The following is a 15,159-nucleotide window of genomic DNA, read 5'->3' on the forward strand; positions in this document are numbered from 1 at the left end:
TCAAAGCCGATGGTAGATTGCCCGTTATCTGAAGCGGCATCTGCCCGGCCTGAACCAAAGACATAAGGAACAACGACATCGATGCGTATCTGTAAAACCACCCTGGCCGCGCAGGGCGCGACTTCCGGGTTTGTGCTGCTGTGGGGATCGGCGGCGATTTTCACCCGCCTGGGGCTGGATAACGCCTCGCCGCTGGCCCTGCTGATCGTGCGTTTTAGCATAGCCCTTACCGCCCTGCTGATTATCGGCGGCCTGCGCAAAATCGCGCTGCCCGCCAAAGGAACGCGCCTGCGGGTAGCGCTGACCGGGCTGATGCTGATTGGCGGCTATTCGGTGTGTTACTTCCGGGCGATGTCGGACGGCGTGACGCCGGGAGCCATCGCCACGATTATGGGCATTCAGCCGATTCTGACGCTGTGCCTGACCGAGCGCCGTTTGCAGGGGCTGCGGCTCTGTGGCCTGCTAATTGCGCTGGGCGGGCTGGTGCTGATGGTCTGGCAGAGCCTGATCGCCTCACGCCTGCCCCTCTCCGGCGTGGCCTGCGCGCTGGCCGCACTCGGCTTTATGACCTGCGGCACCCTCATGCAGAAGAAGAACCGCCAGGCACCGGCGGAGATCCTGCCGATGCAGTACGCCATCAGCCTGCTGTTGTGCCTACTGCTGCTGCCGACCGAAGCTTTCCACCTTCGTATTAATGCTGACTTGATCGCCTCGGCGCTGTTCCTCGGCGTGCTGATTTCCGTCGTCGCGCAGCTGCTGTTTTATCGTCTGCTCAGCGCCGGCAGCATCGTGAATGTCACCAGTCTGTTTTATCTGGTGCCGGTGATTACCGCCGTACTGGATTATCTGCTGCTCGGCAACCGCCTGCCGTGGTCCGGCATCGCCGGGATGGCGGCGATTCTGCTGGGTATCGTGCTGGTGTTTCGTACGCCGCGCGTGAGGAAAATTTAATCACCCTACGCAATGGTTCCCCCTTGACACTGCGATAATAAAATATCATAACTGTACCGTACAGTTTAGTTATTATATTTCCAGTTATTTTAAGGAGTGAGCACCATGGCGTTAATCGCACGAAAAATACCCTCTCTGGCCCTGTTAGCCTCCGTCGCCCTGCTGGCCGGGTGTGCGGGATCTGCACCGAATAAGTATGCAGGGCTGGACTCTTCCTCACGGCTGACGGCCAATCCGTCGGAGGACAGCGACCGCATCCCGTTCAAGTACGCGTCCCCGGTTAACTGGAAGAAATACGACAGCATCAATATTGCGCCCGTGACGATTTATCAGGGCAGTGATGGCCAGTTCAACGACGTTGAACGCTCCGACCGCCAGCAGCTGGCGGACTATATGCAGAAAAAGTTCAGCGAGGTGCTGGGTAAAAAATTCAAGGTTGTCTCATCCCCGGCACCCGGCACGTTGAATTTAAAACTGACGCTGACCGGTGCGGATACCACACCGCAGGTGATCGGCACGTTCACCAAATTCGATCTGGCGGGCGGACCCTACAATATCGTTCAGTCCGTCAGAGGCGGGCGCGGGCTGATGAGCGGCTATGTGAACTATGCGGTGGAGATCCATGATGCGGCAACCAACGAGCTGCTACTGGCCTATATCGCCGAGCAGTATCCTAATGCGATGAACGTGGGCGCGACCTTTGGCGCACTCAGCGCGGCCGAAACCGGCATTGATAAAGGTGCCGATCAGCTGCTGGAAAAATTACAGTGAACGGGATACGCCCACGAAAGTAATGCCGTTACCGGTCGGGTTCAGTGACCGCTTCCTTTAAGTCTGCCACCACCAGGGCAATCCTGCAGCGATGCTGGCTGCAGGATTTTTTTAACATCAACATGCCCGGTTTAGCAGGCACCTTTGATAAACAGCGTCACGGCCGCAGATACCATTTCCTGAATTCGCGCTTCGCTGAGGGTTTCCACTTCTCTTTTCAGCAGCAGCTCATCCACTTCCGCTTTGACCAGTGACGTAAACTGCTTTGCCCGCAGTTCCGGTGAGCTGACAGCCAATGCCCCCTCCGCCATAGACGCCTGCATCAGCACGGTTAGTGCGGTCATGCTTTCCCGTACGCCGGATTCACGAAACAGTTCGCCAATATCCGAATGCCCCGCCTCACCCACCACGACGCGATAAAGCTGCATCGCCTGGCTGTCGGTGGTTAACACGCTGAGCATGCGCCTGCCGAACACGGTGAGCTTTTCTTCCAGGCTCAGGCCTGCAGCCTCTTTCCCCGCTAATCCGCTGGCGGCCTGGGTCAGATAGTGGGTGCTGTAGGTTCTGACCACGCTTTCAAACAGCGCTTCTTTGGACGGGAAATAGTTATACAGCGTCGCCTTAGATCCCCCGGCGCGCTTAGCCACTTCATTCATCGATGCCCGTTCATAGCCAAATTCCTGAAACACCGCCGAGGCGGCGGCAAGAATGGCATTTCGTTTTTCATCGGTCAGCGTTCGCATTGTTTCCTCCTAAAACCAGTGTGAATGATAACAAAACCAGTGGGTTCATAATAGGAAGTGCGACGCAAAACAGCAGGTTGGGAGGGGGAATATCGTTAGCAGGCGTGTGGGTTGTCAAGAAAGGAAGCCGTGCCGGGGCATGGCTTCCGTTTATTCGTCCGTAAAAACTTACTCGTTACCGACGGCCTGCTTTTTCGATTTCAGCAGATTTATCACGGCAAGGACGCCGAAGATGCCGGTTAGCAGCGCGGTGATCATATTCTTATCGAGAACATGCACCAGATTGCCCATCAGAATCCCCACCACGCCGAAATCTGCATCCGAGAAGGTGGTGTTGGCCAGTCCCAGCGAGCCGAGGACCGGCAGCAAAGCCACGGGCAGGAAGGTAATCAGCAACCCGTGTGCAAACGCACCGATCACGGCACCGCGACGGCCGCCCGTGGCATTACCGAACACCCCGGAGGTTGCGCCGCAGAAGAAGTGTGGCACCACACCCGGCAGGATCAGTACCAGGTCCAGATGCCCCAGCACAAACAGCCCCACCAGTCCGCCGACGAAGCTGGAGATAAAGCCAATCAGCACGGCATTAGGCGCATAGGGATAGATTACCGGGCAGTCGAGTGCCGGGCGGGCATTCGGCACCAGCTTTTCTGAAAATCCGGTAAAGGCCGGGACAATTTCCGCCAGAATCAGGCGCACGCCCTGCAGGATAATGAACACACCCGCCGCAAAGGTAATCGCCTGAACAATCGAGAAGACCAGATAGTTCTGACCGTGACTGAAGGTGCTTTCAACATACTCTTTGCCCGCTGAAATGCAGAGGATCAGATAGATAATCATCATCGTCAGCGAAATAGAGATGGTGCTGTCGCGCAGGAAGCTGAGGTTCTTCGGCAGGTTCATCTCTTCCGTTGAGCGTGAGCCTTTACCAACCACTGAACCAATCCAGCCCGACAGGACGTAGCCCACCGTACCGAAATGACCGAAGGCGATCTGGTCATTGTTGGTAATTTTTCGCATGTAAGGCTGAGCCAGCGCCGGGAAGAACGCCATGATAAAGCCCAGCGTCAGCGCACCGGTGTAGATTAATTGGATGCCGGTGAATCCGGCCACGGAAAGAATAATCGCGACCATACAGGCCATATAGAAAGTAATATGGCCGGACAGGAAGATATATTTCAGGCTGGTGAAGCGGGCAATCACAATATTTGCCACCATGCCAAACGCCATAATCAGCGTGGTGGACGCACCGTATTCACCCAGCCCAATGGAAACAATCGCTTCATTGTTAGGAATAATCCCCTGAACGTTAAAGGCGTGTTTGAATATATCTCCCAGCGGGGATAATGAACCGACTAAAACCGTGGCACCGCCCGCGAGGACCAGAAATCCTAAAATCGTTTTAATTGTTCCCTTAACCACATCGGGGAAGCTTTTTTTCTGCGCGACCAGTCCCAGCAGCGCCACCAGTCCAACAAGAATGGCTGGCACTTTAAGAATATCAACGACGAGAGATAAAATGTCTTTAATCATCTTGTTTACCTTAGAAACACGATTCGATCATGCAATCAAGACTGGAACCAGGCTTTGATTTTTTCTTCCACTTCATTCAGATCAATGATGTTATTAATCACGATCACTTTTTCCGCTGGAAGGTTAGCGCTGTAAGCAATATCACGGCCCATCACGAAAACATCGGCGGCTTCTTTGGTGACTGAACCTAAATCGGAATGATCGACATCCGCCTGAACGTCAATTTTCTTCAGAACCTTTTTGATGTTCATTTCCATCATAAAGCTGCTGCCTAAACCTGCTCCACACACGGCCATAATTTTCATTGGATATTCCTCTTTATTTTTAATTAATAAGCAGTTTGGTTAATTCTTCGTGGTTAGAAGAATTCAGTATTTTTTGCATCATTTCGTCGTCGGACAATACTTCTGCCAGCTCGGTGATCATTTCAACGTGGCTGTTACTGTCCGGCGCGGAAAACATAAACAGAATGCGAACGGGGTCGTTTTCCTCAGCATTAAAAATAACGCCCTGATTTATCATCAGCACCGACAGGCCCAGTGCTACCGCACCCTCTTCCGGGCGGGCATGCGGTAAGGCAATTTGCGGTGCCAGAACAAAATACGGACCGGTTGATTCTTTCGTGGCGATAATCGCGTCGATATAACGGGGCGTAATCGTCCCCTCGGCTAATAACGGCGCGCCGACTGCGTGGATAGATTCTTTCCAGTCAGCCAGCGTTTCTACGAACTGCACACGTGCAGGGTTTAACCATGAAGCGATGCTCATCGTTTTTCCTTGGATATGAATTTGTTAAAGGTGGCGGCGATACCGCCACCCGGGTATTAATTTCGGGCTAACAGGGCTTTTGCCCGTTCGATCACGTTTTGCGTACTGAAGCCAAAGTGCTCGAACAGCACGGCGGCCGGGGCGGATTCGCCGAAACTGTTCATGCCGATCACATCACCATCCAGCCCCGCATAGCCTTTCCAGAATCCGGCGATGCTGGCCTCAACCACCAGGCGTTTACGCACGGCACCGGGCAGCACCGACTCTTTCCAGGCGGCGTCCTGTTTTTCAAAGCGTTCGGTACACGGCATGGAAACCACCTGCACGCGAACACCTTCCTGCTCCAGAACTTCTGCGGCCTCGGTGGCCAGCTCCAGCTCGGAACCGCTGGAAATCAGCAGCAGGTCGGGCTGCCCTTCGCAGGCTTTCACCACGTAGCCGCCGCGCTTGATGGCTTCAAGCTGGGCGGCGGTTCGCGGCTGCTGTTTTAGCGGCTGACGGGTGAAGATCAGCGCGCTTGGACCATCTTTGCGCTCAATGGCCTGCTGCCAGCCCACCGTGGCTTCAACCTGGTCGCATCCGCGCCAGGTTTCCATGTTTGGCGTCAGGCGCAGCGCGGCAAGCTGTTCAACCGGCTGGTGCGTCGGCCCGTCTTCACCCAGACCAATGGTGTCGTGGGTGTAGACAAAGATGCTGCGCTGTTTCATCAGCGCGGCCATGCGTACCGCGTTGCGGGCGTATTCCATAAACATCAGGAAGGTGCCGCCGTAAGGGATAAAGCCACCGTGCAGCGCGATACCGTTCATGATCGCGGACATGCCGAACTCGCGCACGCCGTACGGCAGATAGTTACCGGCAGCGTTATCGTGAGTAATGTCCTGTGCCTTCGCGTGGCGCGTCAGGTTTGACGGAGACAGGTCGGCGGAACCGCCCAGCAGCTCGGGAAGCCAGTCAATAAACTGATTCAGCGCCTTCTGGCTGGCCTGGCGCGTAGCCAGGTTCTGCGGGTTGTCCTGCAGCGACTGCACGTACTGCTGAGATTTCTCAGCCCACCCGGCAGGCAGCGCTTTGTTGCCACGACGCAGCAGCTCCTGCGCCAGCTCCGGCCATGCCTGCCGATAGCGGGCAAACAGATCGTCCCATTCCGCCTGTAGCTTCTGCCCTTTCTCTTCGGCGTTCCACAGCCCGTAGATATCCTGCGGGATCTCAAACGCGGCATATTCCCAGCCGAGAGACTCACGTACGCGGGCGACTTCTTCCGCGCCCAGCGGGGAACCGTGGCAGTCGTGGCTGTCGGCCTTGTTCGGCGAGCCGTAACCAATGGTGGTTTTACAGCAGATCAGGGTAGGACGCGTCAGATCCCTGCGCGCTTCATTCAGCGCCGCTTTAACCTGCTGCGGGTTGTGACCGTCAATGCTTTCGATAACCTGCCAGCCGTAGGCGCGGTATCTTGCCGCCGTATCCTCAGCGAACCAGCCGTCAACGTGCCCGTCGATGGAGATATTGTTGTCATCCCACAGGGCAATCAGCTTACCCAGTCCCAGCGTTCCGGCCAGCGAACAGGCTTCATGGGAAACACCTTCCATCAGGCAGCCGTCGCCCAGGAACGCGTAGGTGAAGTGATCCACCACGTTGAACTCTTCACGGTTAAATTCCGCGGCCAGCGTTCTTTCTGCCAGCGCCATGCCGACCGCATTGGCGATGCCCTGCCCCAGCGGACCGGAGGTGGTTTCAACCCCTGGGGTATAACCGTATTCCGGGTGACCCGGGGTTTTCGAGTGCAGTTTACGGAACTGTTTAATGTCCTCAATGCTCAGGTCGTAGCCCGTCAGGTGCAGCACGGCGTACAGCAGCATTGAGCTGTGGCCGTTAGACAGCACGAAGCGGTCGCGGTCCAGCCAGTTCGGATCTTTCGGGTTATGGCGCAGGAAATCGCGCCAGAGTACCGTTGCCATTTCCGCCATGCCCATTGGCGCACCCGGATGCCCTGAATTCGCCTGTTGTACGGCATCGATGCTGAGGAATCGTACGGCATTGGCCAGCTGTCTGTTGTCCACATTTCACTCCTGATGATGTTCAAAAAACCTGTTATCCCGTCGGAATCGAGTAAGTACATACAGGTTAAAGTTGTCTAGTCATCTTTAGAATGCACCTCGACTAAGAAGTACACAAGGGGTAAACTGAAAAGATGACCAGACAGGGCGGTCTTTATTTTAAGGCTGTTATATCGATCACACTTTTTCCGGTTGCAGACGGGATGATTCTCCTGTTTGCTGTTGTTCAGGAAGCTAATGACTTGAAATAAGAGAGAAAATGTCAGAAAACATCACTGAAAAACAAAAAGAGGTGATTGAATTCATCCTCAACAAAATCAATGAGGATGGGCTGACGTCCGGAGATAAGCTGGATACGGAAATCGCCATTGCCAAAACGCTGGGGATCACCCGGGCGACGGTGCGGGAAGCCACGCGCATTCTGATCGAGCAGGAAAAGATCTACCGTGTGAAGGGGTCGGGCATCTTTGTCGGCTCCACCGGCTACAGCAATCATTCTGGAAAATTTCATGCGCTCTCCCCCTTTGACTATCAGGCACAAAAGAGCGGACATCAGGGTGTAAGGAAGGTGATTTCCGCCAGCATTATCAAAGTTCCCAGCGCGGCGATGGCGCAGGAGCTGCGGATCAAAACCAATGATCAGGTGTACAAGATCCTGCGTCTGATGTCGTTCGATGACATTCCCGTTTCGCTGGAGTACATCCATTTCCCCGTCAGCCTGTTCAGCACGCTGGAATTCAGCCAGCTGGAAATATCTAAGTATTCCTACATTGAAAAACTGACCGGTAAGGGCGTGCAGCGCAGGGCGCAGAACGTGCGGGCGTTTAACGTCATGGATGAGGATCAGATCCGCTTACTGAATGTGGCCGAAGGCGATGCGCTGATGGAGCTGCATGAGGTGGTTTATCTGGATGACGGCACGCCGTTTGAGGTTAACGTTGCCATCGTGAATACCAATATCCTGCATCTGCGCCAGATAGCCGACCGCGGCGAGTAACCGCGAGCCTGAGGCTCCACGTTTGTTGGCCGATACAAAAGCGCCGGGCATTCACCCGGCGTTTTTCATCTTCAGCCTGTTCATCCCTTCAGGGCTGACCGATCAGCACCTTCAGTTTGCCATCCAGCTGGCCGGACGTAGCTTTCGCAAAGGCGCTGGCCGCCTCTTCCAGTGAGAAGACCTGCTGATAAACAATACCGCGCAGTGCCTGCTCAATCTCCGGCTGCCTGACGGCATCGGCGCTGGCCTGCAGGTCATCGCTGTTATACATATGGCTTGAGGTGATGGTAATTTCGGACGACATAATCTCGTGTAGCCCGACGGTGGATCCCGGCTGGTATTGACCAATAATCACAATCTGCTCGGGCTTACGCTGGGCGGCAATCAGCGCCTCCAGCACCGGATAATAGCCGGTGCATTCAAAGACCACCGGTCGCTGGCGCAGCTGAAGTACATCAACCTCAGCCACCGAGCCGTATACGCGAAAACCCATCCCTTCGAGCTGCGCGATACGCTGCGGGTCTTTTTCAACGATCAACGGATCGGCGCTGTACAGGTACTTGAGCACCAGCGCAGTGACCACCCCGATGGTGCCGCCGCCGGTGACAATCACCGGCAGAGCGGTCAGATCACGCCACTTCACCAGGGACACCGCGTGATGGCCGACGGCGAACGGTTCAATCATCGCCGCCACACGCAGGTCGGCCTGCGGATGCAGTTTAATCAGCTGCGCGGGTTCCACCGCCATCTGCTCGCACATCGTACCGTTAAGGCGAAAACCCATCACCTTACGGCTGACCCGACAGATATTCGGCAGATTATCCAGGCAGTTAAAGCATTCACCGCAGCCAACAAGTGGATTAATCGCTACCCGATCGCCCACCGCAAAACCCTGAGCCTGTTCACCGACCGCGCTGACCACGCCGACCGCCTCATGGCCCTGAATAAAACCCGTTGGCGGCTTCAGCGACGGATGATGCCCCAGAAAGAAATGCATGTCCGATCCGCATATTCCGCTGTATTTAATGTCGACCATGACCTGGTTCGCCGCCAGCGTTGGCGCGGCAACGTCACCCACGTTAATTTCGTTCACTGCCGTAATTTCTACAAATTTCATTATTTTCTCCAGTAGCTGAAGGGCTTTCAGTTACACATCGGAAAGTTGGGGTGTCGCCCCGGATGCTTTCTGCTCGCGCAGTTCCTCTAACAGCGTTTCCAGTTTGGGATCGCCGAGATAGTTTTTGATTTCAATCACCGGCACGTTCTTGCTCATTCTCACGCGATCGGCCAGGTTCTGGTGTACTACCACCAGATCGGCATGGTCCGGGATGCTTTCAATAGCAAAGTGACGCACGGTAATGCCCTCATCCAGCCCCGCTTTTTGCAGCTTTTTACGGAAGGTTGTCGCCCCCATGGCGCTGGAACCAGCACCGGCATCACAGGCAAAGGCGATAAACCGCAGAGTGCCGACGTTAACCGCAGGCACTGAGCCAGTAGCAGCAGTAGTACCCTGAGATTCACGTTTCGCCGCGGCATAGGCTTCGCTCATACCGGCTTCTTTAGTGGATTTCATCTGATCCTGTGAGGATACAAAACTGTCGTTCTCTTCCGTTGAGCGATCGAACTTCAGCACGATGCTGGCACCGATAAAGGTCACGATGGCCGCAGCACCAATGCCGCTAAGGGTGGCGAGGAATTTACCCGGCGGCGTCAGCGCCATAAAGGCAAAGATAGAGCCCGGCGTGGCACCCGCCACCAGTCCGGCATGCATCAGTGAGAATACTTCAATGCCCACCGCAGAACCGAGCATCAACGGCAGGATCATCAGCGGCTTCATATAGACATACGGGAAGTACATCTCGTGGATGCCGCCGAAAATATGGATGATGGTCGCGGCCGGTGCGGATTTCTTTGCCATGCCTTTACCAAATATGCAGAACGCCAGCAGCAGGCCTAAACCCGGTCCAGGGCTGGCGAAGACCATAAAGAAGATTGAGCTGCCGTTAACCGCCGCATCCTTCATGCCCAGCTGATAGAAAATCGCCTGATCGATGGCGTTGTTAAGGAACAGCACACGGGTCGGTTCAATCAGCAGCGCCAGCGTTGGCAGGTAGCCCGTTTTCAGCAGGCCATCAATCGCAAAGGCAATACCGTTGGTGATGCCCAGCATAAACGGTCCGATAAACTCATAGCCCAGCAGTGCCAGCACCATACCGGCAATACCGAGGGCAAAGTTCTGCACCACATTTTCCAGGCCCGCCGGAATACGGTCTTCGAGCAGGCGATCGATCTGCTTACTGACCAGGCCACCCAGCGGCCCCATCGCCATCGCACCGAGCAGCATCGGCACGTTGGTCCCGACAATCACCCCCATCGTTCCCACCGTACCAATGACCGCGCCGCGCTTGCCGCCCACCATCTGTCCACCGGTGTATCCCACCAGCATCGGCAGCATGTAGCGAATCATCGGTTCAACCAGCGATCCGAACTCCTTATTCGGGAACCATCCGGCTGGGATAAACAGTGCGGTAATAAATCCCCACGCCATAAATGCCCCAATATTGGGGATTACCATGGCGGTGAGGAATCCACCAAAGCTCTGCATTCTTGCTCTTATAGATATGTTTTTCATAGGGTTAATCCTGAGCCAAGTCTTTTAAACGAGTTGCTATCCTGATGAGAAAATGCGGACTCCACCCTGTGCAGAATCCGCTGGAAGTGACTTATCGAAACCGTAAGATGTCTAGTCATCTTTATAGTTGATTATTCATCTAAGCATTTCAACCCGTCAAACCATGCCCGGATAAGAATTTATAAAAGTTGTAAAGCACCTCACAGTTTCATGCTGTGAGGGCGAAGGTTGAGGGATAAATGGCAGAGGAGAAGACAGAAAACAACAGCAGGGATCGGAATGAGAGCCTTATCCCACAATCGAGAACAGGCTCTCTTAAATATCGGGATTAACGCTCAACCGTGCTGGCTAACTCTGCCGCCGGCAGGCGCGGCTGCGAACGCTGCCAGCCGGAGCCGTAGCGGGTGTACTGCGGCGGAACCGGCATCACCGCGTTGAGATCGTCAGCGGCAGTGCGTGCCCAGAATGGATCTTTCAGCATTTCACGCCCCACCAGCACTATATCGGCGCGGCCGTTCTGCAAAATTTCTTCCGCCTGGCGGCCGGTTTCAATCAGGCCAACCGCGCCGGTTTTGATATCCAGTTCGCGGCGCAGCAGTTCGGCGGCCGGAACCTGATAGTTCGGATAGGTGTTCACCTGCACCATCGCAATGCCGCCGCTGGAGCAGTCAATCAGATCGATCCCCTGCTCTTTCATCCACTTGCCCCACAGCAGAAAATCTTCCGGGCGGTTGCCGCCTTCGGCATAGTCCGTCAATGAGACCCGCAGGAACAACGGGCCGCTCCACTCGCGGCGCACGGCATCGATTACCTCGCGCACAATGCGGTAGCGGTTTTCCTGGCTGCCGCCGTATTCGTCGGTCCGCGTGTTCGCCAGCGGAGAGAGGAACTGGTTCAGCAGATAGCCGTGGGCGCAGTGGATTTCAATCACGTCGAAACCGGCCTCGCGGGCGCGGCGGGCACCTTCACCGAACGCGCGAATGACCTCTTTAATCTGTTCCACGCTCATCGCCTGCGGCACGCGGGATTCTGCGGTAAAGGGAATGGCCGATGGCGCAATGGACGGCAGGTCGATCCCCAGCTGGCGACCGGCATGGCCAATCTGCGCACCCGCTTTCGCGCCAAAGCGTTGAATGGCCGCCGTCACCCGGGACAGCCCTTCAATATGGCGATCGTCCCAGATGCCGATATCACCGGGTCCAATAGGACCATTCGGCAGCACCGCGGCGGTTTCCAGCATCACCAGACCCGCGCCGCCTAACGCCCGTGCGCCGTAGTGAATCACGTGAAAATCGTTGGTTTCCCCGTCATCAGATGCCGAGTGCATACACATCGGCGACATGGCGATGCGGTTACGAAACTGCACGCCGTTGATGGTGATGGGTTCAAAAAGTAAAGCAGACATAGCAACTCCAAAAAGCGATTGATCTTCAGAGCACTGAAAGTACCATAGGGTTAATTTTCGCTTATACACTAAAAAAATTCATATACTTACCAAAAGGTAACTGTAGGATTGCTATGAAAAAACTACGTAACTACGACTCTGCACCGGGCTGTTCGATGGAAGCCGCACTGCATATAATGGGTGGAAAATGGAAGGGTGTGATCCTCTATCACCTGTTCAAGGACGGTACGCAGCGGTTCAGCGAACTGCAGCGCTCAATGCCCAGCATCAACCAGCGTCTGCTGACCAAACAGCTGCGCGAGCTGGAAGAGGATGGACTGATCCTGCGGCAGGTGTATCCTGTTGTGCCGCCGAAAGTCGAGTACTCACTCAGCGATGAAGGCCGGGAGCTGAACAAGCTGGTGCTGGATCTGAGTCTGTGGGGCCGACAGTGGCTTGAGCGCCGCGGTATGAAAACGGCGATTGAGGAAGATCTGGACGAGCTCAAAAAGGCGCTGGCCGATCCGGTGAAATGATGCGGCAGCGGTAAAAATGAATCACCAGCCAGGGATACCGATGAAAATTATTCTGATGCGCCACGGCAAACCGACGTTTGTGGGTGCGGCAAAAGTCACGTCCCGGGAGATGGCCGACTGGGTTAAGCAGTACGATATTTCAGATACGGGCGGCGACATACCGCCGCAATCAGCCATCGCGTTGATAGAAAAAGAACCGGTTGCCATCAGCAGTCCACTGCCCCGCGCGATCTCCTCGCTTCAGACCCTGGGCTGCGAGCCGGTGCTGGTCGATGAAGTATTCAAAGAGGCAGAACTGCCGCTGTACCTCGTTCCCGGCGTTCGGCTTTCCCCGTTTCACTGGGCGGTGGTTTATCGCCTGCTGTGGCTTTGCGGACTTTCTCGTCAGGTTGAATCGCTGAAAATGGCGAAAGCGCGTGCGGCCAGGGCCGCAGTGATGCTGGTCGAACTGGCCAGGGAAAGTCAGCGCCCCGTACTGCTGATGGGGCACGGGATTATCAACCGCCTCATCGCCCGCGAGCTGAAGTCGCTGTGCTGGCAGGAGGAAAGCCAGCCGGGGAAAGGCTATTGGGGTGCGGGGGTGTATTCGGTTCGGTAAGAAAAGCCCCGGCGAGGACAGTCGCCGTGGGCTTTATGCGGAATAACATACGGACTTACAGTCCCAGGTCTGACAGGCTCGGATGATCGTCCGGGCGGCGGCCCAGCGGCCAGAAGTATTTGCGCTCGCTCTCTTTGATCGGCATGTCGTTGATACAGGCGAAGCGACGTTTCATCAGGCCATCTGCCTCAAACTCCCAGTTTTCGTTGCCGTAAGAGCGGAACCAGTTACCGGAGTCATCGTGCCATTCATAAGCGTAGCGGACCGCAATACGGTTGCCGCCGAATGCCCACAGCTCTTTAATCAGACGGTATTCATGTTCTTTCTTCCACTTACGGTCAAGGAAGCCCTGCGCCTCTTCACGGTTATTGGCGAACTCGGCACGGTTGCGCCATTGAGTATCCAGCGAGTAAGCCAGCGCCACTTTTGCCGCATCGCGGGTGTTCCAGCCATCTTCAGCCAGTCGGACTTTCTCAATGGCCGTTTCCAGAGTGAAAGGCGGAAGCGGTGGGCGAACTTGTGAATCTGTCATGGTGAATCTCCTGTAGATTTTGGTTTAATGTCATCAATCTTTTCGAAATACAGGCCTCAGGAAGAGACCTGTTCCAGTAAAAGCTTCGCCACGTCCCTGGCGTTGTCGGCTGCACTCGCGTCACCCATTACGTATGCCGTGGTGATCGCCCCCTCCATCAGAATCAGCAGCTGCCTGGCCAAAACCGCCGGGTGTTCTACGTTCAGCTGCCCGGCCACTTCAAGGGCGTAATCCAGCAGCTTCTGTTTATGCATCCTGGCTATCTGGCGGACAGGATCGTCAGGGTCCCCTACTTCCCCGGCCGTGTTGATAAACGCACAGCCCCGGAAACCGTCGGACTCAAACCAGCTTTTCAGCACGGTGAACATATTCAGAATGCGATCCTGCGGCGTTTCGCCCTTATCAGACTCGTTTCGAAACCAGTGCATCCACCGCTCGTCGCGCTCGTTTAACGCCGCAGCGGCCACGTCCTCCTTGTTCGCAAAATGGCGGTAAATACTTTTCCTCGCGACTCCTGAGGTCTTAACCAGAAGGTCCATGCCTGTTGCATGGATACCGTTCTGATAGATGAGCTGCTCAGCGGTCTGCAGGATCTTTTCTCGGGTATTGCTCGTTTTCGTTTTCATGCCCTAAAGGTAGAACGATCGTTCTACCTCGTCAACGTATTTTTATAAAAAAGATCCTGGGATGAAGAGGCACGATAAAAAATAAAATATAGAGCGCTGATTTTTATAATAAAAATGAATGCGTCAGTTTCTGGCCTGAAGCGAAAGGATCGAGGATGCAGGCGTGTTCAGGGCAGATTAAGCGGTAGCAGCAGAACGGGTGAAGAGACGGGGGTCAACGGTGGAGATGGCGGATCTGACACCTGATAAGGTGACCACAAGCGCGATCACCCTTAACGAAAAGACTGTAAAACCAATACGCTGTTGTGGCCCGAGGGGAATGGGGTCAATCACTTACTCAGAATAATGAAATTCGATTCTTATACCACTCGGCTCGTAGCACATCATGTGCATTGACGGCCCGCCTCTGAGGAGTGTTGGCCCAAATTCGATTTCAATACCATTGGCCTGCAGTAGATCATGGAGCTGGAACAGCTTCTCTTTGCTGTTAACCCGCAGGGCTAAGTGATGCAGCCCGACATTCAGTTTGCGATCAAAATTAACGGGTTCTTCGGTCTGCGTTTTCCAGAGCGTAATCATTATCGACTCATCTTTCACGAAGATGGCGGGATAATCTTCACGTCGTTTAACTTCCTCCCAGCCCAGTAATTTGGTGAAAAACTCAGCACTTTCTTCAAGTTTGGATACGGCCAGGCCAATGTGATGCACGCCGGTGGTCAATGACATGATCTTTGCTCTCCTTCAGTAATTGATTTGGTCGACGATGGATATGAACGGAACCGTTCTCACTTTACCTCAGGCATCATGCCCTGAGGGGTAAAACGTATCAGGGTTCACATCACACCGTTAAGCCCTTTGCGCTAACCAAACCGCGCCATGCAAAAATCCAGGAAGCTGCGCAGTGCAGACGTCATTCTTCGATCAAGGGCGTAGAGAATATGAACAATGCTGCGCAAATCACTTTTACCGCCGATAGCCATGGCGCGCACCATAATCAGACTCGCGTCGAACGCTGCCATTCGGCAACGCCTGAA

At 54.9% G+C, this 15,159-nt stretch carries 17 protein-coding genes; 5 read left to right on the forward strand and 12 right to left on the reverse strand.

The features are described from left to right. Positions 1-81 precede the first annotated feature (81 nt). Both OMR58_RS01030 and OMR58_RS01035 read left to right on the forward strand, forming a co-directional pair. A complete protein-coding gene (locus OMR58_RS01030; RefSeq protein WP_264544911.1) occupies positions 82-951 on the forward strand; it encodes a DMT family transporter in 870 nt (289 codons plus the stop codon). Positions 952-1,056: 105 nt separating this feature from the next. Beyond that, a complete protein-coding gene (locus tag OMR58_RS01035) occupies positions 1,057-1,722 on the forward strand; it encodes a DUF3313 domain-containing protein (protein ID WP_200544852.1) in 666 nt (221 codons plus the stop codon). Between the two features lie 131 nt (positions 1,723-1,853). Here the strand turns inward: OMR58_RS01035 and OMR58_RS01040 are convergent, their stop codons facing one another. From OMR58_RS01040 to tkt, 5 genes are all read right to left on the reverse strand, one after another. After that, a complete protein-coding gene (locus OMR58_RS01040) occupies positions 1,854-2,465 on the reverse strand; it encodes a TetR/AcrR family transcriptional regulator (RefSeq protein ID WP_264544912.1) in 612 nt (203 codons plus the stop codon). 168 nt (positions 2,466-2,633) lie between these two features. Continuing rightward, the gene (locus tag OMR58_RS01045; RefSeq protein WP_264544913.1) at positions 2,634-3,998 is read right to left on the reverse strand and encodes a PTS ascorbate transporter subunit IIC; all 1,365 of its coding nucleotides are present in this window, start codon (positions 3,996-3,998) and stop codon (positions 2,634-2,636) included. 35 nt (positions 3,999-4,033) lie between these two features. After that, on the reverse strand, positions 4,034-4,303 hold the full coding sequence (locus OMR58_RS01050; RefSeq protein WP_264544914.1) for a PTS sugar transporter subunit IIB: 270 nt from the start codon (positions 4,301-4,303) through the stop codon (positions 4,034-4,036). Between the two features lie 19 nt (positions 4,304-4,322). Next, entirely contained in the window at positions 4,323-4,766 is a 444-nt protein-coding gene (locus OMR58_RS01055) for a PTS sugar transporter subunit IIA (RefSeq protein WP_264544915.1), read from the reverse strand. Positions 4,767-4,822: 56 nt separating this feature from the next. Further along, on the reverse strand, positions 4,823-6,823 hold the full coding sequence (tkt, locus tag OMR58_RS01060) for a transketolase (protein WP_264544916.1): 2,001 nt from the start codon (positions 6,821-6,823) through the stop codon (positions 4,823-4,825). 256 nt (positions 6,824-7,079) lie between these two features. Here tkt and OMR58_RS01065 point away from each other — a divergent pair, with 256 nt between their 5' ends. Beyond that, positions 7,080-7,817, forward strand: coding sequence for a GntR family transcriptional regulator (locus tag OMR58_RS01065; RefSeq protein WP_264544917.1), 738 nt, complete (start codon positions 7,080-7,082; stop codon positions 7,815-7,817). Positions 7,818-7,905: 88 nt separating this feature from the next. Here OMR58_RS01065 and OMR58_RS01070 read toward each other — a convergent pair whose 3' ends face one another. The 3 genes from OMR58_RS01070 to namA all read right to left on the reverse strand — a co-directional run bounded on the left by OMR58_RS01070 (position 7,906) and on the right by namA (position 11,854). After that, positions 7,906-8,934, reverse strand: a complete 1,029-nt coding sequence (locus OMR58_RS01070; protein WP_264544918.1) for a zinc-dependent alcohol dehydrogenase — start codon at positions 8,932-8,934, stop codon at positions 7,906-7,908. Positions 8,935-8,964: 30 nt separating this feature from the next. Beyond that, entirely contained in the window at positions 8,965-10,449 is a 1,485-nt protein-coding gene (locus OMR58_RS01075) for a PTS mannitol transporter subunit IICB (RefSeq protein ID WP_264544919.1), read from the reverse strand. Between the two features lie 328 nt (positions 10,450-10,777). After that, positions 10,778-11,854, reverse strand: coding sequence for an NADPH dehydrogenase NamA (gene namA / locus OMR58_RS01080; protein ID WP_264544920.1), 1,077 nt, complete (start codon positions 11,852-11,854; stop codon positions 10,778-10,780). A 113-nt stretch (positions 11,855-11,967) separates the two neighbouring features. Between namA and OMR58_RS01085 the strand changes: the two genes are divergently transcribed. Both OMR58_RS01085 and OMR58_RS01090 read left to right on the forward strand, forming a co-directional pair. Then, positions 11,968-12,369: a winged helix-turn-helix transcriptional regulator gene (locus OMR58_RS01085; RefSeq protein WP_200559130.1), complete on the forward strand. Its 402-nt coding sequence runs from the start codon at positions 11,968-11,970 to the stop codon at positions 12,367-12,369. Between the two features lie 40 nt (positions 12,370-12,409). Continuing rightward, positions 12,410-12,967: a histidine phosphatase family protein gene (locus tag OMR58_RS01090; protein ID WP_234471675.1), complete on the forward strand. Its 558-nt coding sequence runs from the start codon at positions 12,410-12,412 to the stop codon at positions 12,965-12,967. Between the two features lie 55 nt (positions 12,968-13,022). Here the strand turns inward: OMR58_RS01090 and OMR58_RS01095 are convergent, their stop codons facing one another. The 4 genes from OMR58_RS01095 to OMR58_RS01110 form a co-directional block, all read right to left on the reverse strand. Further along, the gene (locus OMR58_RS01095) at positions 13,023-13,499 is read right to left on the reverse strand and encodes a nuclear transport factor 2 family protein (RefSeq protein WP_105591868.1); all 477 of its coding nucleotides are present in this window, start codon (positions 13,497-13,499) and stop codon (positions 13,023-13,025) included. Between the two features lie 56 nt (positions 13,500-13,555). Then, on the reverse strand, positions 13,556-14,125 hold the full coding sequence (locus tag OMR58_RS01100; protein WP_264544921.1) for a TetR/AcrR family transcriptional regulator: 570 nt from the start codon (positions 14,123-14,125) through the stop codon (positions 13,556-13,558). A 333-nt stretch (positions 14,126-14,458) separates the two neighbouring features. Further along, positions 14,459-14,851, reverse strand: coding sequence for a VOC family protein (locus OMR58_RS01105; RefSeq protein WP_200559131.1), 393 nt, complete (start codon positions 14,849-14,851; stop codon positions 14,459-14,461). 134 nt (positions 14,852-14,985) lie between these two features. After that, the gene (locus OMR58_RS01110; protein WP_264544922.1) at positions 14,986-15,144 is read right to left on the reverse strand and encodes a hypothetical protein; all 159 of its coding nucleotides are present in this window, start codon (positions 15,142-15,144) and stop codon (positions 14,986-14,988) included. Between the last annotated feature and the right edge of the window lie 15 nt (positions 15,145-15,159).

This window comes from Erwinia sp. INIA01, assembly GCF_025947915.1.
Taxonomy (GTDB): Bacteria; Pseudomonadota; Gammaproteobacteria; order Enterobacterales; family Enterobacteriaceae; genus Erwinia; species Erwinia coffeiphila.